The sequence below is a fragment of the Bacillus sp. 5RYD7K genome (genome assembly GCF_059831465.1).
This window is the reverse complement of sequence record NZ_CP191200.1, coordinates 159,776-179,663: the sequence shown is the minus strand read 5'-3', so window position 1 is coordinate 179,663 and position 19,888 is coordinate 159,776. Positions and strand designations below refer to the sequence as shown.

Here is a 19,888-nt window from a genome sequence, read left to right as displayed (position 1 = left end):
TTAAAAGGAGCCGGGCCCTTTTTTCTTCTGGCAATTCCTGTACATATTGTTGCGATTTTCTCAAGTCATAGTATAATTAAAGGTTGTTAGTGTTAATAATGGATCGGATACTCTTAAGTAGGATGATGAGATAATGAAACGTGCACGCATAATATACAATCCGACTTCAGGACGGGAGCTTTTTAAGAAAAATCTTGCCCAGGTCCTGCAAAAATTTGAACAAGCCGGTTATGAAACCTCCACCCATGCCACCACATGCGCGGGGGATGCCACTCACGCCGCAAAAGAAGCCGCTTTGCGGGAGTTTGACCTGATTATCGCAGCCGGCGGAGACGGAACGATTAATGAAGTCGTCAACGGCCTTGCGCCGTTAGACAAACGCCCGACACTCGGCATCATTCCGGTCGGCACGACAAATGACTTCGCCAGAGCGCTGGGCATTCCGAGAGAGAGTATACTGAATGCCGCTGATACCGTCATTAACGGCGCAGCCCGCCCGATCGACATCGGCCAGGTGAACGGTCAGTACTTCATCAACATCGCCGGCGGAGGCCGTCTGACGGAGCTGACGTATGATGTGCCGAGCAAACTGAAAACAATGCTCGGCCAGCTTGCTTATTATTTAAAGGGAATGGAAATGCTGCCTTCACTTCGACCGACAGAAGTCGAGATTGAATATGACGGCAAGCTGTTTCAAGGCGAAATTATGCTGTTTTTAGTGACGCTGACCAACTCGGTCGGCGGATTCGAGAAGCTGGCCCCTGATTCCAGCCTGAATGACGGCATGTTTGATTTAATTATTTTGAAAAAAGCCAATCTCGCGGAGTTTATCAGAGTCGCGAGCATGGCGCTCAGAGGCGATCATATTAACGATCAGCACATTATTTACACAAAAGCGAACCGTGTAAAAGTCAATGTATCAGAAAAGATGCAGCTGAACCTGGACGGCGAATACGGCGGCATGCTGCCCGGCGAATTCGTGAATCTGTATCGGCATATTCACGTCATCATGCCGAAGGAGAAAGCGGAACAGCTGGATGATTAATACGCGGACAAAATCCTAAAACAGTATTCGTTTTAGGATTTTGTCATCTTTTCAGCGTGATCGGAAACCTTTGAAGGCTGATATTGAATTTGAAGGTTTGCCAGCACGCTGAAACAAGGCTATTGGTAAAACTAGAGGTGATTATATATGAAAATGAAACCCCCGGTAGAAAAAAATGAATACTATGACGTGACATTTGAGGATTTGACGCACGAAGGAGCGGGCGTCGCAAAGGTTGAGGGCTTCCCGATCTTCGTGCCGAACGCCCTGCCTGAGGAAAAAGCGCAAATCAAAGTGACACGCGTCAAAAAAGGCTTCGCTTTCGGCCGCTTGATTGAGCTGAAGGAAGAAAGCCCGCACAGAACGGATGCTCCGTGCCCAATCTACAAGCAATGCGGCGGCTGCCAGCTTCAGCACATGACCTATGAAGGCCAGCTATTATTTAAACAGAAACAAGTCAAAGACGTCTTAGAACGGATCGGCAAGCTGGATCTCTCTAAAGTCACTGTGCACCCGACGCTCGGCATGGAAGACCCGTGGAACTACAGAAACAAAGCACAGGTGCCTGTCGGTGAAAGAGAAAGCGGACTCGTCGCCGGATTTTATCAGCAAAGAAGCCATGACATCATCGACATGAGCGCCTGCCTGATTCAGCAATCCAAAAACGACGAAGCCGTCCAAGCCGTCAAAGACATCTGCGCAAACTACGGCGTCAAAGCCTACAACGAAGAACGCCACAAAGGCTGGCTCCGCCATATCATGGTCAGATACGGCGTCGTTACAGGCGAAATGATGATCGTCTTCATCACAAGAACAAACGACTTCCCGCACAAAGCGAAGATCATCGAAGACATTACGGCGCAATTCCCGCACGTTAAATCAATCGTGCAAAACATCAACCCAAATAAAACAAACGTGATTTTTGGGGACGAAACAAATGTCATCTGGGGCGAAGAATACATCTACGACCTCATCGGAGACGTCAAATTCGCCATCTCCGCCAGATCGTTCTATCAGGTTAATCCAGAGCAAACGAAAGTGCTCTACGACAAAGCGCTTGAGTACGCGGAGCTGCAAGGGGAAGAAGTCGTCATCGACGCCTACTGCGGCATCGGAACGATTTCTCTATTTCTGGCGAAGCAGGCGAAAAAAGTGTACGGCGTCGAAATCGTGCCGGAAGCCATCGAGGATGCGAAACGAAACGCTGAACTGAACGGCATCACAAACGCGGAATTCGCAGTCGGAGAAGCAGAAACCGTCATTCCAAAGTGGTACGAAGAAGGCATCACGGCAGATACACTAGTCGTCGACCCGCCAAGAAAAGGCTGTGACGAAGCGCTGTTGCGCACAATCATCGACATGAAACCGAAGCGGGTGGTGTACGTGTCCTGCAACCCAGGAACGCTTGCAAGAGACCTGCGGGTGCTTGAGGATGGCGGATATGCGACGCTGGAAGTGCAGCCGGTGGATATGTTCCCGCATACGAATCATGTGGAGGTAGTATCGCAGATGATTTTAAAAAATGAAGCAGGCTCCCGATAAGGGAAAAACCTGCTTTTATTCAAATGTTGGGGCGGCAAATCGGTAATTAATCACCGGTGTACCGTCTTCTTTTATATCAAAGGCGGTACAGTAAAAGTTTTGACTACAAGTGATATTGAGGATATCGAGTTTCCTGATGTTAATCTTCAAGAGCAAATGGAGATTGTTCAGGGTGTTAGAAATGCTGAACAGAAATATAACGGTTTAATCTAACAAGCAAAAGAAATATTAAAGCAAGGCAAGTTGAGTGCTTAAACAAAATGGGAATCGGAAATGTAATTGAGGGTCTAGATTAATTTTTATCAGCGTCAGCTCATGTGTTAGGTTTGTGAGCTGACTACTTCAAGATTATAGGTCCTTTATAAGTGATTTTAAAACGGTATAATAGATATAGAAATATAAGGGGTGAAATTCCATGAAATTTAAATAATCATTTCATCCTTATAATTAATGAGATATGATAAAGAGAATTGGGGGCTATTTTAATGGCTAAAAAGAAAGATACAAAAGAAAAGAGTATGGAGGAAACATTATGGGATTCCGCCAATAAATTACGCGGATCCGTTGAGGCTTCAGAATATAAACACGTTGTTTTAGGATTAATCTTTTTGAAATTTGCTAGTGATAAATTTGAAGAACGAAAAGCGGAGTTATTAGATGAGGGTAAAGAAAAATATGTTGATATGGTTGAGTTTTACACCATGAAAAATGTATTTTATCTATCTGAAATTTCGAGATGGAGTTACTTAGTAGAGAACGCCAAGCAAGAAGATATTGCATTAAAAATCGATACCGCTCTTTTTACTGTAGAGAAAAATAATCCGGCATTAAAAGGCGCGTTACCTGATAATTATTATTCCCGTTTAAACCTTGATGTAAGTAAACTAGCATCCTTAATAGATACAATAAACAACATAAACACTATCAAAGATAAGCAGCAAGACATTGTAGGAAGGATTTATGAGTATTTCCTAAGTAAGTTTGCATTGGCAGAAGGAAAAGGAAAAGGAGAATTTTATACTCCAAAAAGCATAGTAAATCTTATTGCAGAAATGCTCGAACCATATAAAGGTAAAATTTATGACCCCGCTTGTGGATCAGGGGGTATGTTTGTGCAATCAGTAAAATTTATTGAATCACATCAGGGAAATAAGAAAGATATATCGATTTACGGACAGGAGTATACAACTACAACCTACAAGCTGGCTAAGATGAACCTAGCTATAAGAGGAATTTCGGCTAATCTTGGAGAGACTGCTGCTGATACTTTCTTTAATGACCAACATAAAGATTTGAAGGCTGATTTTATTATGGCAAATCCTCCGTTTAATCAGAAACAATGGAGAGCTGAGAATGAGTTAACAGATGATCCGCGTTGGGCAGGTTACGAAGTACCACCTAGAGGTAATGCTAACTATGCTTGGATTCTCAATATTGTTTCTAAACTATCTGAGAATGGTGTAGCCGGGTTTCTATTGGCGAATGGTGCATTAAGCGGTGGTGGCGATGAATATAAAATACGTAAGAAATTGATTGAAAATGATCTAGTCGAATCTATCATTGTATTACCGCAAAATATGTTTTATACCACTAACATAAGTGTTACGCTTTGGATCCTGAATAAAAACAAAAAGGCTCGTACTATTGACCAAAATGGAAGTTTAAAAAAGTATCGTAACAGAGAAAAAGAAGTATTATTTATGGATTTGCGAGAAATGGGTGTCCCATTTGAAAAAAAATATACTCAGTTTTCGGAAGATGATATTACAAAGGTTACAAACATATATCATAACTGGCAACAAACTGATTATGAAACTAAATATCAAAATATCCCGGAATTCAGTTACAGCGCAACATTTGAAGAGGTTGTAAATAAAGATTTCTCATTAGTGCCAAGTAAATACATTGAGTTTGCTAATCGTGACGAGGATATTGACTTTGATGAGAAGATGAAACTAATACAAAGTGAATTTGTTGACCTGCTTAAAGCTGAAGAAGACTCTAAAAAGGATTTATTAAAAGTTTTTAAGGAGTTAGGTTATGAAATCGAATTATAAGAGGATTGGTGATTGCATTCGGTTAGTTGATGAAAGGAATGTTAATCTTAATGTAACAACCCTTTTAGGACTAAGTATTACAAAAGAATTCATTCCATCAGTTGCAAATACAATTGGAACAGATTTTAAAAACTATAAGATTATAAGAAAAAAACAGTTTGCTTGTAGCACCATGCAAGTAAGGCGAGATAAAAAAATGCCAGTTGCATTACTACAGGATTATGATGAAGCTATCATATCTGCTGCCTATCCTGTTTTTGAAGTTGTAGATACTGAGATGATTTTACCGGAGTATTTAATGATGTGGTTTAGTAGAAGTGAGTTTGACAGAGAAGCTTGTTTTTATGCTATAGGTGGTGTTAGAGGTAGTATTGAGTGGGAAGATTTTTGTAATATGCAACTCCCGGTTCCTTCCATTGATGAGCAAAAGGAAATTATAAATAAGCACAAAATATTATTAGATAGAATAAAGGTGAATAATCTTTTCATTCAAAAATTAGAAGAAACCGTACAGACTATCTATAAGCAATGGTTTATTGACTTTGAATTTCCAAATCAATTGGGTAATCCTTATAAATCTAGTGGTGGAAAAATGAAATTTAATCCAATATTAAACACTGAGATACCGAAGGGTTGGGAAGTAAAATCATTCACGGATGTTGTAAAAGTGGGTGGTGGGGGTACACCAGATACAACTATCGATACTTATTGGAATGGTGGTATTCCATTTTTTACTCCGGGAGATGTTTCCGAAAGTTATTATTGCCTTGAGACAGAAAAATCTGTATCTAAACTGGGATTACGAAATAGCAGTACAAAATTATATCCCAAAAACACCGTTTTTGTTACAGCTAGAGGGACAGTTGGAGCTATAGCTTTAGCTGGGACTGAAATGACAATGAATCAAAGTTGTTATGCATTGATGGGGGATAATCAGTATTATATCCACCAATTAACTATTGCTACAATTAGAAGTTTAAAAAAACAAGCAAGTGGAGCGGTTTTTAATGCATTGATAGTAAAAGATTTTGCGGAGCAAAATGTAGTGCATCCACCTAAAGATATCGAAAATAGTTTTCAAAATATAGTAAGGGGTTTATATAACGCAATTTATCTTAAAGTTGAACTAAATAAGTTATTAAGCTCAACTGTAAAGCTGCTTTTATCTAAACTTGCCACGACGAGGGGGAAGAACATTGAAATTCTCTGAAAAGTCCTTAGAGCAAGCCGTAATAGAACTTTTTGAAAGTGAAAGCTATTCACACCAAAGCGGAACGGGCATTCAGAAGGAAATAAGTGATGTACTTCTACGCGATGATTTAAAAGCATTTTTACTTAATCGCTACTCAGATGATAACATTACGCCGAATGAGATTGACAATATCATGCGACAGATGGAAGTATTACCTGCATCGAATTTATACGAAAGTAACAAAGCTATTATCAAAATGATTTCAGATGGTTTTATTCTAAAACGAGAAGACCGAAGTAAAAAGGATTTATTTATTCAATTAATAGATTTTGCTCCTAATAATATCGACAATAATCTATTTAGAATAGTAAATCAACTAGAGATACAAGGGTTTAAAAAGCGTATTCCAGATGCAATTGTTTATGTAAATGGCTTACCTTTAGTAGTGATAGAGTTCAAAAGTGCTATCAAAGAAAATACGACTATAAAAGATGCCTATACACAACTGACTGTTCGTTACCAGAGGGATATCCCTGAGCTTTTTAAGTATAATACATTTTGTGTTATTAGTGATGGAGTAAATAATAAGGCTGGTTCCTTATTTGCTCCCTATGATTTCTTTTATGCATGGCGAAAAATAGAAGGTAAGGAATCGTTTGAAAAGGATGGCATTGATTCACTTTATTCAATGGTGAAGGGTCTATTTAACCAAAAACGTTTCCTAGAAGTGGTACGTCACTTCATTTATTTCCCTGATACAAGCAGCAAAAAAGAAAAAATTGTTCCTTGTTATCCACAATATTATGCCGCAACAAAATTATTAAAAAGCATTAAAAGAAATATGCGGCCGCAAGGTTCAGGTAAGGGTGGTACGTATTTTGGAGCAACAGGTTCAGGCAAGAGTTATACCATGCTATATCTTACAAGACTTTTAATGAGAGATAAAGACCTACAAAGCCCTACTGTTGTCTTGATATCAGATAGAACAGATTTAGATGATCAACTTGCAGGACAATTCACAAATGCTAAGTATTTTATAGGCGATGACCAAGTAATAAGTGTGGAAAGTCGGGAAGATTTAAAGTCATACCTACAAAATAGAAAAAGTGGTGGCGTATTTTTAACTACTATTCAAAAGTTTAATGAAAATGTTGATCTGCTGACAGATAGAAACAATGTAATTTGTATTTCGGACGAAGCACATCGTTCGCAAACAAATCTTGACCAAAAAATAAAAATCACTAAAGATGGTGTCGAGAAAAAATATGGTTTTGCCAAGCATTTGCACAAATCTCTGCCTAATGCAACTTATATTGGTTTTACTGGTACACCGGTGGATGCAACTATAGATGTATTTGGGGAAGTAGAAGATGCATACACAATGATTGAAGCTGTATACGATGAAATAACTGTACGGATTGTTTATGAGGGAAGAGCTGCTAAAGTAAATCTAAATGAAACAAAATTGCATGAAATCGAAGAATACTATAAAGTGTGCGAAACTGCTGGAGCTAATGAGTATCAGATTGATGAAAGTAAAAGAGCAGTAACCCAAATGGAAGTTATTCTTGGTGATCCTAAACGGTTAAAATTAGTGGCTGAAGATTTTGTAGAGCATTATGAAAAGAGAATTGAAGAAGGTGCAACAATAAAAGGTAAGGCAATGTTTGTAGCTGCCAACCGACATATTGCTTATGACTTGTATAAAGAAATTATTGCACTACGTCCAGAGTGGGCAGAAGTTAGAGTCTGTGACGAAGGTGTTGAGCTTACTGATAAAGAAAAAAAAGAAATTAAACCAATGGAAAAAATTAAAATGGTCATGACTCGTACTAAAGATGATAGTAAAGAACTTTATGACCTGTTAGGTACGAAAGAATATCGTAAAGAGTTAGATAGGCAATTCAAAAATGAAAAATCAAACTTCAAAATAGCCATCGTTGTTGATATGTGGCTAACAGGATTTGATGTACCATCACTAGATACCATATATATTGATAAACCAATTCAGCAGCACACCCTGATTCAGACTATTTCACGAGTAAACAGAGTTTATGAAGGTAAAGAAACTGGATTAGTTGTCGATTATTTTGGAATAAAGAGCAATTTAAATGTAGCGATGAAAAAATATGGTGTTGTAGAGGGGGAAAATTTTAATGGTATCGATAAGGCAGTTGTCATTGTAAAGGATCAGCTAGATTTATTAGCAAAAATCTTTTATAAATTTGATAATACTGCATATTTTCACGGAACTCCATTGCAACAATTACAATGCTTAAATCAAGCAGCAGAATTTGTACAACAAACGGAGCAATTAGAAAAACGTTTTATGGCCATAACGAAGAAACTTCGCTCTGCCTACAATTTATGTGTGTCTAGTGAAAATATAAGCCAAATGGAAAGAGATTATATTCACTATTACCTAGCTATAAGGTCCATCATCCATAAACTAACAAAAGGTGATGCTCCGGATACTGCTCAAATGAATGAAAAAGTAAGGCAGATGATGGAAGAAGCTTTAATAAGTGAAGGAGTGGAAGAAGTATTTAAGCTTGATAAAAATGATCCGAAAAATAATGCGGATTTATTTAGTGACGAATACTTAGCTAAGATTAATAAAATCAAACTACCAAACACTAAAATTAAGCTTCTACAAAAACTACTGTCAAAAGCAATTGAGGAATTTAAAAAAACCAATAAAATTCAGGGTGTCGACTTTTCAAAAAGATTTAAAAAATTGGTTGAACAATATAATGAAAGAAAAGACTTCCAAGCTTTGCAAAGTGATGTTTTGGATGATGTTGCAGAACAATTTGCGAATTTGTTTGGAGAACTAATGAACGAGCGGGATTCTTTCAAGGATTTAGGAATTGATTATGAGGAGAAGGCTTTCTACGATATTCTCAAAGCAATATCGGAGAAACATGAATTTGAATACCCGCACGGCAAACTTATTAAGCTATCACAAGAAATAAAGTCTATCATCGCGGATAAAGCAAGATATACAGACTGGTCGAGTAGAGATGATATTAAGGCAGAGCTAAAAGTCGATCTTATTTTAACGCTTGCTGAAAACGATTACCCTCCTGTTCCTAAAGATGAGATTTTTAAAGAGATATTTGAGCAGGCAGAGAATTTTAAGAAGTATAGGGCGTAACCATAGACGTACCCACTATATTTACAAATCAAATGAAGAGATGTTTGTGCATCTCGTCCCTGTCAGACTTACAAGTTGCACTAACAACTTATTTTAAGTATGTACAGAAATAAACCAAAGTATAAGGTGTTTAAAGGGGAAAGTATGGATAGAAAAAGTTTGATTGAATTTTATAAAGAAACGGATTATAAGACTAAAAGTTTATCTATAAGAGGAATACCTCCTAGACCTAGCGAGTGGAATGTTCCCCTTTTTATTTAAAAAATATATCCTGAAAACAAAGACATATTTAAAAACTCTATTAATAATAATCAGGTTGAAGTTAAATTAGTACAGGAAGATTTAGAATTTTTTAAGGCGTTATTGTTACATGAATCGTTATTTAACTTTTACAAGGCTTTTTATAATTATTTATGTGCATTAAAGCTTTATGACGGCGGATTACAGCATTGGATTGAAATTACTGCGTATTATGCAAAATTCTATTTAGCCAACAGTATTATTGCTTTAACAGGAAAATCTAGATATATAGTTACCGGGAGTAGTAAAAATTTCGTTGAAGATATCTATAAGCTAGTAAATAATAATGGTTATCAAAGTAATATAAGGAAGAATGGCAGTTTTGTGGCTAGTTATGCAAGGTACGGTATAGAAATCAATATCAATCCATCTTTAAATGAAGGTAAGCTGATAATTACTAAAGATTTAGGTAGCGGTGGTTCACATGGTCATGTTTGGAACAAGTATTCGGATATAGATACAAAAAAAATCGGTGTTACAGAGTTGACCCATAGCTACCCTCAGCATCTTACCGAAGAAAGAAACCTTGAGAATTATTCTTTTGAAGGTTATAGACAGTTGGACTTTAATTTGGAATTGGATAATTTTAAGGGTTACTTCCAAAGAGAATATATTAAAAATCAATCAAATCTAATTTATACTAGTGAAACAGCTATAATACTTGGGGTAATTGGTGAATTGTTTAATTTATTTGAGGAATTAAAGGTAAATGAATTACCAATTGAAAAAGAAAAATTAATACATATGTGCAAATACACATTAGGTGAATCTGAACAATCCAAGAAATTGTCAGATTTAATTTGTTCCGGTTTTCCAACTAAGAATAAATATTTAGACGAGTATCATTGGTATGAATCAAATTAAAATAATTTGCGAAGACAAGCTGAAACAAATGGTATATAAATGAAACTTTTATTGTGCCTTGAGTGTAACAATATATTTAGCTTCGACCTCGGAATGGAAAAATATAGATGTTGAGGGCAATACATGACAATCTTAATGCGTTTATTAAAGCTTTTAGGTATCTCATTTATATATAGAGGTGTTTGAAATAATGGCTAAAGTTTTAGATGATACGAAATCAACCATACAAGAAAAAATGGTTAAGGTAATAACAGAATATCATAAAGCTAAAAGAGAGAGGTTTAAAGACCATCCTTTAGGGACCCTTGTTCGTCATAAGATAAAGGAGTCTTTTTTTAAAGACGCTGAATTGGATCAAAAAATTTATCATATAGTAGGTTCGGCAGGACAAGGTAGATGGGCTGAGATCCCATGGATTTCTGTCTTTATTAAGAAATTAACGATTTCAGCCACAAGAGGGTACTATATTGTATACTTGTTTAATGCTGATGGCAGTGGCTTTTATGTTAGTTTGAATCAAGGTTGGACATATTTTAAAGATAAATATGGAACAAAGCTAGGGAAGGAAAAAATAAAAAAAACAGCTTCTATAATTAGAGGAAAATTAAATACTATACCTAGAAACATGAATCTTTTAAATATTGATTTAAAGGGTAATGGTGATCTTGCTAGAGGATATGAACTAGGACATATATGTGGACGATATTATGATGTGAGCAATATACCTAGTAAGGAAGAATTCATAACCGATTTACAAAATTTGTTGATTACATATAAAGAAATAGAAGGACTGATTGGAAAGAGATCAATAGAACAGTTCAATGATTTCATTTTATTACAGGAAGACGGGTTGTTTACAGATGATACGACTAATGAAGAAGAATATCAGCTAGCAGTTCAGCATTTTATTATATCTGAGAGTGTAAAAAAGACATATGAAGTAAATCAAAAAAAAGTACGTCCAGAACCAATTTATAATAAAGGTGGACAAAAGCAGTGGACAAGGAATGCAAGCCTAGCCTCAATGGCTATGATGCTTTCAAATTACACTTGCGAAATTGAAGACTCCCATAAAACATTTATCTCTAAATTTACCAATAAGCCTTTTGTTGAATGTCATCATCTTGTGCCCATATCTAAGCAAGGTGAATTCCAATATGACTTAGATCAACTAGAGAACATGGTAAGTTTATGTCCACTTTGTCATCGTCTTATACATTTAGGGAGAGATGAAGATAAAGAAACACTTTTAAAAAAATTGTTTGATCAGCGTAAGGATCAATTGAAACGTATAGGTATAGAAATCACCTTTTCAGATCTTAAAGAGATGTACGGCTGTCTAATGATAAGCGAGTGATATCATTTGTATTTTTTTCTGAAAGTAATTAATCCTCTAATTATTGATTATAACAGATCTTTTATTGCTATCAATGGTTTTAAGGGCATAATTGACACTCGGCAATGCTATGTAAGAACTAACTTTGAAAACTGTTCATTATGTTTTTCATTACTGGAGTAGGATTCTTTTGATTACATTTTATTGATCCAATTGTTAAATTATTTTTTTTCTTACTGCCAAGATGGTGCCCCTTTATAAAGTGAGATGAGATAAATTTAAAGCCCACAATTAAGAGGGCTCAGAGTTATTTATTAGGGCTGGAGGAATATAAAATAGTATCTTTATTGATAAATTTCCTATTTTGCTCAATTTATTTAGAAATCGTTTTCTATTTTAAATTTTACTCAAACAAAAGGTTACTGAACCAATAAATTGTATTGTTTTTTGCGTTTATTTTTCTTTGTCCCCTCAATATATTCAAAATTATATAAAAGAATAGCAGCATTGGTTTGCGGTACCATAGTTCTCAAATTGAGGTTATATAACACTCTCACGCAAGCGCTTCCTAAATAATGTAGTTAAATTATTACAACTGTTTATTTATGATTAAAACTCTTCTTTTAAGGATCATTGTTTCAAAAATTCACCTCCAGAAAAAGGAGTGGGATATCAATTTTGAGAACTTAGATATTGTTTTAAAAAGGATTTTAAAGGTTTACTCTTAGGATAAATTCCTACATTTTTATAAGTCCAGATTGTTTCTCTTTGAGAGATGGTATATGGAGATTGAATAACGTCTTCATAATTATAATCTATCGAAAATTCTCCGCTTATCCCCAGACTAAGTGTTAGATTAGTCCATATATCTTGATTGTTTTCTTTAAATTCATCTCGTAATTCCTCGAATAAGTCATGCAAGTCAAATAGTAGCTCCTCATAAATCTCCTCACTGACATGATAGTGTTCAGGGATATTATGAGAATATATCAAATCTTCATTATATGGAGTATTGAAATAAAAGAAAACCTCAGATGAATCGTCAAGTATTTCCGCATAAAGAATAACTCTTTCCCATTCAGAAGGAATGATTTCGTTAATGCCTTCTGCTATCTGTTGATATAATTCACCCATTTTTTCTGTTTCCATGCTAACCTCCAGTTTTTTTAAGAGCTATATCAAATTTATAGATTTAGGTAGCTAATTAAAAATTCTTGATCTTCCTCGTCTTCAGTCAAAACTCCAAGAGTTTTGTACTCCCATAATGCAATTCTTTGATACCCATCAAGCTCAGATGCCAAAATATCATTATCATTATAATCAAGTTGGAATTGACCGTTGCTCTCCAATGTCAATGTAAGGTTCGTCCAAACCTGATCATTATTATTTTTGTGCTCAGCTCGTAATTCCTCAAAAAGTTTACGGATTTCTCCTTAATAAAGTTTTGAAGATATCTTTACTTACACTGTATCGGACTGGTATATCTTGCGAATAAATCAGTTGACGCTTTTCTGGTGTCTTGAAGTGAAGGAGAACCATGGTAGAGTCATCTAATACTTCTGCATAAAGATACATTTTTGTCCATTCACAAGGTATGATGTCATTTAATTTCTCACCAATAATCTGGTACAAATCTTGCGTTTTTTTAGTTTCCAACCTTTTCACTTTCAATACTCGAGAAATCCTAGTTATAAAAAATAGCCCAGCAAGGAAGTGCTGAGCCATTATTGTTTTATAGACTGCAGTAGCTTATTACAAATTCTTTATCGTCCTCATCTTTAGGCAATATCCCTAAATTTTGATATTTCCAAACATCGCGTCTTTGAAGGTCATCAAGTTCAGAGGATAAAACATCATCATAATTATAATCAATTGAAAACTTTCCGGTGTTTTCAAATTTTAAAGTGAGATTTGTCCAAATATCTTGATTGCCTAGTTTAAATTCTTCTTTTAGTTCTTCAAATAGCTCTTGAAGTTCAATCAGCAGTTGATCGTAAATCTCTTCGCTTACATTAAATTGTTCAGGTATATAATGAGAATATAAGTAATCACCATTATTTGGTGTTGTGAAATAAAAGTATATATCCGCTGAGTCATCAAGTATTTCAGCATATAAAACGATCTTTTCCCATCGAGATGGAATCATTTCATTTAGATGTTCAGCAATCTTTTGATATAATTCACCCATTTTTTCATTGTTCATTTAGATATTGTTCAAGGAACTTTCTGCTGCTCTCGCTTATTGGCGTAATTCCCAAGTGCTTATATTCCCAAATTACTTGTCGCTCAGTATCAGTATATTTTGAAGCGAGTACATCTTCATAATCATAATCAATTGAGAATTCACCGTTTCTATCTAAATTTAGTGTGAGGTTAGTCCAAATATCTGAGGATTGCTTTTTAAATTCATCCCTTAATTCATCAAATAAATCTTGAAGGTCTAGCAGCATATTTTTGTAAATTCGATTACTTACTTGAAAATGTTCTGGAATATCGTGTGAATAAATATATTCTTCGTCTTCATGTGTGTTAAAGAAAAAATAAACTTCTCTGGAATCATCTAAAATTTCAGCGTATAGAGTAACCCTCATCCATTCGGAGGGAATCATATCATTTATTTTTTCAGCAATCATTTGATATAGTTGTTCCATTTTTGTAGTTTCCATTTTCATCAGCCCCCAATTTGGTTTCTAATTGTTATGCTCTTTGTTCTTTCTTCTCCAATTTTATATGTTATATCAAATAAAGTGGGTCTTAACGAATCGCTTTCATACACATTTTCAATTGTGACCGTAACCTTCTTTGGAGGTTCTTCTTTAAGCGCCTGCGACCATGCCTGTTCTAACTTATACCATTTCCCGCCGCTCCTATTAATCTGAGAATTCATCGGCACGATATTGTCGAATTGGCCTGAGCCTTTGAATTGGGTGGCGATTAGGTGGCCTCCGTCGTCATCTGTCAGACGGTCTGGTTTACCTGCTTTTGACTGTGCATATTGGTTGCGTTTTGCTTCTCCCAGCTGCAAGTCTGCTTTGACACTTGTAATTCTACCATAGTTGTCAGTGGTGTATGTGTAGCCTTCTTTTGTTTTATAGATGACATTCGGCTTCAATACTTTCTTTCTGGTCCATTTCGCAAAATGCTCGCCGTATTTGACCGTTACCGGCGGTACATGCGGTGCCGGTGTCCGTCTGCCGCTTGCGGAGGTTCCGTACGGTTTCGGCAGGATGACCTTGGCGAATTTCTGAAGTCCTTCTTTAAGTGTGACCCCGTTGACTGCGTTATAAGGAACGCCCGCCGGCACTAAGTCGTGACGCGGATGATACGGGAGAATATCAGCCAGAGTGAGATCTCCGATTTGATTCAACTTGGTTTTGACACGTTTTTTTGATACTTCCATGCCTGTGTTGACCTTTTGCTTGATGTGGTCAACGGTTTGTTTTGAGACCGTTATCGCTTTTTGAGCTGTGGCGGATTTGCTTGCTGCTGTTTTGACTTTGGTCGTCACTTTGGCTGCTGTGCCAGTTTTTGAGACAGCGCCGACGCCTTTTGTCCCGACAACTGATGTCACAATGGTGCCAACCGCATATGACACCCATCTTGCTCTGGAGTAAGTGTCGCCATTCACCATGTCTTTTTGGTACGATTCTTCGATTGCCGCTGAAATGGCTTCATACGTTTTGATCGGGTGAGCCACCGCTCCTGTAATGGCTTCAACCGTTCCGCCCGGATCTGTGACCATATCCCACAGGCCTGTGACCGCGTCTTTTCCGGAATCATAAAGGCCGACGGCAACGCCTTTGAAACCTTCTGTGAGTTCACGCGTGTTTTCAATTTGAGTGAAGTAGCGCTGCTGTTCTTTTGTCAGGTTTTTATAGCCGATCGTTTTGGCCATTGAATAGAATTCATCGGCATTCGCATAATCGTAGTTTTTCAGTCTTTCTTTCAGTTTTTCAATCTCCCGCTCTTTTGCCTCTTCCTTTTTAATCGTCAAATAAGCATCCGAATGTCTTGCGATATCGCCTTTTTTCTTATGGATGTCGCTTTCTCGGTACGCTTTGGCATTGTAGTGAAGCGGCGTGGCGCTTTTTCCTTTGCCTGTGGCGTTTTGGAGCTGCTGAAAGTCGTCTTGGATGAACTGTTCGTTCGCTTCGGTTTCTGCGTATTCTTTCGTTAAATCGTGATCAAGCTTGCCGAGCTTATGTATGGTTTCGCTTCTTTTTTTATCAGCTGAAGAGAGCTTCAGATCCGTGTTTTCGGTTGAAAACAGATCGAGCGAGATGATGTCATTGATCTCACCGAGGATGGAGCGCATGTCCTTTTTCTGCTCCTCCATAATCGCCTTTGATTTACTGAGGGCGTGGGTGAGCTCGTGCTCCAGAAACGATTCCTCCACATGCGAATTGGAAAGTCCGGCGTCTTCGACCTTGCCGGGAAGGCTTGTGAGAAATGCGATTTTCATGTCGATCAGATTAAGCCAGCTGTCTGTGACGCCGGCGTGGTCTTGGAAAAAGGCTTTGATGTTGTCAGCGCCTCGGCCTGAGAAGTCGCTGTCACCGAGGTCAGCCATGCCTTGAAACGCTTTTTTCAGATTAACCATCTGACCGCGCAGTTTTTTGTATTCACCCGCACGCTGTTTGGCAGCGGTCAACAAGCTGTTTGCTTCGAAAACTTTCATGACCATATCCTTTCTTTTGTTCGATATCAAAATTTTACCACGCGAATCGGAATATACAGTGTAGGAAATAGGTAATGAGAACAAAATGAATCTTTTGGTTTGCGACTTCCTTCCTGTATGAAGGGAGGCTTTTTATGTTTTGTACAATAATCCCCAAATTCGGCTTAGTGCGCGCGGTGATTTTGAGCGTGCCTGTTTTTTCTAATGTCTTACACTCGAAACAACCCAATCGCTGAGGTATAATAGAAACAGAGTATTTATCATACAGATTCAATTCGTGAAAGAGAGTGGAACAAAATGGGCCGTAAGTGGAACAATATTAAAGAAAAGAAAGCATCAAAGGACGCAAATACGAGCCGGATTTACGCGAAGTTCGGCCGTGAGATTTATGTGGCGGCAAAACAGGGCGAGCCTGATCCGGAATCGAACCAGGCGTTAAAAGTGGTGCTTGAGCGCGCGAAGACGTACAGCGTGCCGAAAAACATTATTGAGCGTGCGATTGAAAAGGCGAAAGGCGGCGCGGAGGAGAACTTTGACGAGCTGCGTTACGAAGGTTTCGGGCCGAACGGTTCAATGATCATCGTGGATGCGTTAACGAATAATGTAAACCGCACGGCGCCTGAAGTGCGCGCCGCATTCGGGAAAAACGGCGGAAATATGGGTGTGAGCGGGTCTGTCGCTTACATGTTCGATGCGACTGCCGTTATCGGCGTTGAAGGCAAGACGGCGGATGAAGCGCTGGAATTGCTGATGGAGGCTGATGTGGACGTTCGCGATATTTTGGAAGAGGATGACAGTGTGATCGTGTATGCCGAGCCTGATCAATTCCATGCCGTACAAGAGGCATTCAAAAATGCCGGCGTTGAAGAGTTCACAGTTGCGGAACTGACGATGCTTGCGCAAAATGAAATCGAGCTTCCCGAAGATGCGAAAGCTCAATTTGAAAAGCTGATCGATGTGCTGGAAGACCTGGAAGACGTACAGCAGGTTTATCACAATGTAGATTTAGGCGAATAAAGACAAAAAGGCCGGGACTGCTTATGTTCCGGCTTTTTATTTTGCCCGTGCGTTCAGCCTGTATTGCAATCCGTAAAGCTATAATTGATTAATTCGCCAAAACTGGGCGGCTGCCCATACGTTTCCCTCCGAATGTCATAAACTGGACTGTAACCTATGTGAAGGAGCGATAAATCATGGATGAAAGAAGACCGATTTACGGCGGCGGCTTTGGCGGCGGCTATGGAGGGTTTGGGGGCTATCCGGGGCACGGTTTTGGCGGTTACGGAGGCTTCGGAGGCTATCCGGGGTACGGCTTCGGCGGAGGCTTCGGAGGCTACCCGGGATACGGTTTTGGCGGTTACGGAGGTTACGGCGGCTATGGCGGCTTTGGCGGCCATGGCGGCTTCGGAGGCTATCCGGGGTACGGTTTTGGCGGCTATGGCGGAGGCTACGGCGGCTACCCGTTCCATCATCGGGACAGTCAATATATCTGACCATTCGGGAAAAAGCACTCTTGGACAGCAAGAGTGTTTTTTTTGTGACCGTTTCTAAGCGCCGGGCTTTTTTCATTTCTTGCGGGGCATAAATGCCGTTACGGGTTCATACCTATTAAGGTCATGTGTTTAGGAAAGGAGGATCGTAATGAAAGAAAATCAGCCGTTTACACCGGTCAAATCTTATAAGCCCTTCCACAGCCGGTTTGATCCCTGCCCGCCGATCGGGAGAAAATACTACAGAACGCCGCCGCATCTTTATATGCGGTTTCAGCCGTATCACTTGGAGCAGTTTTCTCCGATGGAGGCATTGAGAAAAGGGACCCTTTGGAAGGATCTTTACGATTTCTATGATAATCCTTATCGGGGGGGAATCGAATATGGCGAAAAAGATTGATGATGAATACTATCGGCTGTTGGAGCAAATCCAGGCGGCGGACTTTGTCTTAGTGGAGCTGACGCTTTATCTGGATACGCATCCCCATGACCGTCTCGCGCTTCAGCAGTTTCATGAATATTCCCGGTACTCAAGGCAGCTGAGAAAGCGGTTTGAGCCTGAGTACGGACCGCTTCTGCAATTTGGCGTGAGTCAGGTCGGCGCGCAGTGGGATTGGGGCCGCGGTCCTTGGCCGTGGCAAGTATAAGGAGGGATCTGTAAATGTGGGTATATGAAAAAAAGCTGCAGTATCCGGTTAAAGTGAGCACATGCAACCCGATGCTGGCTAAGTTTTTGATTGAACAATACGGCGGGGCTGACGGCGAATTAGCCGCCGCGCTCCGGTATTTAAACCAGCGCTACACGATTCCTGATAAGGTGATCGGCCTGCTGACGGATATCGGCACGGAGGAGTTTGCCCATTTGGAAATGATTGCGACGATGATTTATAAGCTGACAAAAGATGCAACCCCGCAGCAGCTGCGTGATGCAGGGCTCAGCGATCATTACGTCAACCATGACAGCGCGCTGTTTTATCATAATGCGGCCGGAGTTCCGTTCACGGCGTCTTACATACAGGCGAAGGGAGACCCAATCGCTGATTTATATGAAGATATCGCGGCTGAAGAGAAGGCGAGAGCGACGTATCAATGGATTATTGATATTTCCGATGACCCTGACCTGAATGATTCACTCCGTTTTCTGCGTGAGCGTGAAATCGTTCACTCCATGCGTTTCAGGGAAGCGGTCGAGATTTTAAAAGAAGAACGTGATAAGAAGAAAATTTTTTAAACGGCCCTCAAACATGACGGCTGTTTTTTTCCTTTCTGCGTTTGGTCTATAATGAAGGTGTCGAATATTCTGATTACGGGAGGATTTTATGACACCATTTACGATGACGGAAGAGACGGCGGGAGCCTTCCGGGTCACCCCCGCCCGGAAGGATGATACTAAAGAGGTGATGGAGCTGCTCGTGTCAGCGGCGGAATGGCTTCGGGATAAAGGATCAAACCAGTGGAGCGGGCTTTTGCAAGGGGAAGATACCCACAATATGCGGGAGGCGATTGCCAAAGGACATGTTTTTTTATTCAGGCAGAAAGCAGAGTTGGCCGGTGTCGTCATGCTGCTTCCCGAAGCAAGCGAGTGGGACAGACGTCTATGGGGCAATGAAGGACATGGAGAATCCGTATATCTGCATCGGCTGGCGATTAACAGGCGGTTTGCAGGCGCGGGACTCGGGCGGACGATCATGACTTGGGCGGAGACGGGGGTGTCTTGTCCGGGAAAAACGAAAATCCGGCTCGATTGCGTGTCTGACAACAAGGCGCTTCAGTCGTTTTACAGCGGGATGGGATACGAATCAAAAGGATTTGCATCAGGTTACCATTTGTTTGAAAAAGAGATGAGCAAATAAAAAGCTCCTCATGACGGAGGTGCAAGAGACATGGGATATTTTTATCTGATCTGTCTGGCCGCGTTTTGTCTTAATTTTGCCGTATCGGTTGTTCTCCGTAAAAAATGGCCGAAAAAGATGTGGCCTGAATGCCTTTTGGCGGTTCTGGGCCTTGCTGCATTCGGTACGGTTGTTTACAGCATTTTCGGTGTCGGCGGTTGGGAAGGGATGGGCCTGGGCCTTGCTGCGATGTTTGCCGGCTTCGGAGCGGCCGTCGGTTATGTTGCTGAGACGTGCGTTCGGGTCGTGAAATCGAATCAAAAACATTAAACTGAGAAACGCGGCTTCGGCTGCGTTTTTTGTGTTTTCGGCCGCTGTATAGAAAACAGGCGGAT

Annotated in this window: 17 protein-coding genes and 2 pseudogenes; 14 read left to right on the top strand and 5 right to left on the bottom strand. The window is 39.4% G+C overall.

Features of this window, described 5'->3' with window-relative positions:
• Positions 1-133: 133 nt before the first annotated feature.
• From ACQE26_RS00825 to ACQE26_RS00795, 7 genes are all read left to right on the top strand, one after another.
• Positions 134-1,045 carry a diacylglycerol kinase gene (locus ACQE26_RS00825; RefSeq protein ID WP_060963386.1) on the top strand — a complete coding sequence of 304 codons (912 nt, stop codon included), beginning with the start codon at positions 134-136 and terminating at the stop codon, positions 1,043-1,045.
• Positions 1,046-1,192: 147 nt separating this feature from the next.
• The gene (gene rlmD / locus ACQE26_RS00820) at positions 1,193-2,587 is read left to right on the top strand and encodes a 23S rRNA (uracil(1939)-C(5))-methyltransferase RlmD (RefSeq protein WP_500470398.1); all 1,395 of its coding nucleotides are present in this window, start codon (positions 1,193-1,195) and stop codon (positions 2,585-2,587) included.
• A gap of 485 nt (positions 2,588-3,072) precedes the next feature.
• Positions 3,073-4,644, top strand: a complete 1,572-nt coding sequence (locus ACQE26_RS00815) for a type I restriction-modification system subunit M (RefSeq protein ID WP_182069644.1) — start codon at positions 3,073-3,075, stop codon at positions 4,642-4,644.
• Entirely contained in the window at positions 4,628-5,854 is a 1,227-nt protein-coding gene (locus ACQE26_RS00810) for a restriction endonuclease subunit S (protein ID WP_012117014.1), read from the top strand. The genes ACQE26_RS00815 and ACQE26_RS00810 overlap by 17 nt, the downstream gene beginning before the upstream one ends.
• Positions 5,841-8,993 (top strand): type I restriction endonuclease subunit R, encoded by a 3,153-nt coding sequence (locus ACQE26_RS00805; RefSeq protein ID WP_500470396.1) that lies wholly within the window; start codon positions 5,841-5,843, stop codon positions 8,991-8,993. Before ACQE26_RS00810 ends, ACQE26_RS00805 begins: the two co-directional genes overlap by 14 nt.
• A 363-nt stretch (positions 8,994-9,356) precedes the next feature.
• A complete protein-coding gene (locus ACQE26_RS00800; RefSeq protein WP_500470395.1) occupies positions 9,357-10,157 on the top strand; it encodes a hypothetical protein in 801 nt (266 codons plus the stop codon).
• Between the two features lie 190 nt (positions 10,158-10,347).
• Positions 10,348-11,514 (top strand): MrcB family domain-containing protein, encoded by a 1,167-nt coding sequence (locus ACQE26_RS00795; RefSeq protein ID WP_500470394.1) that lies wholly within the window; start codon positions 10,348-10,350, stop codon positions 11,512-11,514.
• Positions 11,515-12,165: 651 nt separating this feature from the next.
• On the opposite strand, the gene ACQE26_RS00790 is transcribed toward ACQE26_RS00795, so the two are convergent.
• From ACQE26_RS00790 to ACQE26_RS00770, 5 genes and pseudogenes are all read right to left on the bottom strand, one after another.
• Complete coding sequence (locus ACQE26_RS00790) at positions 12,166-12,642, bottom strand: antitoxin YezG family protein (protein ID WP_500470393.1); 477 nt, start codon at positions 12,640-12,642, stop codon at positions 12,166-12,168.
• A 35-nt stretch (positions 12,643-12,677) separates the two neighbouring features.
• A pseudogene (locus ACQE26_RS00785) lies at positions 12,678-13,149 on the bottom strand (TIGR01741 family protein).
• Positions 13,150-13,225: 76 nt separating this feature from the next.
• Positions 13,226-13,696: a TIGR01741 family protein gene (locus tag ACQE26_RS00780; RefSeq protein ID WP_500470391.1), complete on the bottom strand. Its 471-nt coding sequence runs from the start codon at positions 13,694-13,696 to the stop codon at positions 13,226-13,228.
• Positions 13,686-14,159 carry an antitoxin YezG family protein gene (locus ACQE26_RS00775; protein WP_060963380.1) on the bottom strand — a complete coding sequence of 158 codons (474 nt, stop codon included), beginning with the start codon at positions 14,157-14,159 and terminating at the stop codon, positions 13,686-13,688. Before ACQE26_RS00775 ends, ACQE26_RS00780 begins: the two co-directional genes overlap by 11 nt.
• A gap of 5 nt (positions 14,160-14,164) precedes the next feature.
• Positions 14,165-16,171 (bottom strand): T7SS effector LXG polymorphic toxin, encoded by a 2,007-nt coding sequence (locus ACQE26_RS00770; protein ID WP_500470389.1) that lies wholly within the window; start codon positions 16,169-16,171, stop codon positions 14,165-14,167.
• A 297-nt stretch (positions 16,172-16,468) separates the two neighbouring features.
• On the opposite strand from ACQE26_RS00770, the gene ACQE26_RS00765 reads away from it, so the two are divergent.
• From ACQE26_RS00765 to ACQE26_RS00735, 7 genes and pseudogenes are all read left to right on the top strand, one after another.
• On the top strand, positions 16,469-17,188 hold the full coding sequence (locus ACQE26_RS00765; protein ID WP_014469866.1) for a YebC/PmpR family DNA-binding transcriptional regulator: 720 nt from the start codon (positions 16,469-16,471) through the stop codon (positions 17,186-17,188).
• Between the two features lie 287 nt (positions 17,189-17,475).
• A pseudogene (locus ACQE26_RS00760) lies at positions 17,476-17,571 on the top strand (hypothetical protein); the annotation flags it as partial.
• A 241-nt stretch (positions 17,572-17,812) separates the two neighbouring features.
• On the top strand, positions 17,813-18,061 hold the full coding sequence (gene cotJA / locus ACQE26_RS00755) for a spore coat-associated protein CotJA (RefSeq protein WP_003155704.1): 249 nt from the start codon (positions 17,813-17,815) through the stop codon (positions 18,059-18,061).
• A complete protein-coding gene (gene cotJB, locus ACQE26_RS00750) occupies positions 18,045-18,308 on the top strand; it encodes a spore coat protein CotJB (RefSeq protein WP_007408934.1) in 264 nt (87 codons plus the stop codon). The genes cotJA and cotJB overlap by 17 nt, the downstream gene beginning before the upstream one ends.
• Before the next feature lie 14 nt (positions 18,309-18,322).
• Complete coding sequence (gene cotJC / locus ACQE26_RS00745; RefSeq protein ID WP_013351314.1) at positions 18,323-18,892, top strand: spore coat protein CotJC; 570 nt, start codon at positions 18,323-18,325, stop codon at positions 18,890-18,892.
• A gap of 88 nt (positions 18,893-18,980) precedes the next feature.
• Positions 18,981-19,514, top strand: a complete 534-nt coding sequence (locus tag ACQE26_RS00740) for a GNAT family N-acetyltransferase (RefSeq protein WP_438421382.1) — start codon at positions 18,981-18,983, stop codon at positions 19,512-19,514.
• A gap of 30 nt (positions 19,515-19,544) precedes the next feature.
• The gene (locus ACQE26_RS00735; protein ID WP_500470387.1) at positions 19,545-19,823 is read left to right on the top strand and encodes a YesK-like family protein; all 279 of its coding nucleotides are present in this window, start codon (positions 19,545-19,547) and stop codon (positions 19,821-19,823) included.
• The last annotated feature ends 65 nt before the right edge of the window (positions 19,824-19,888 follow it).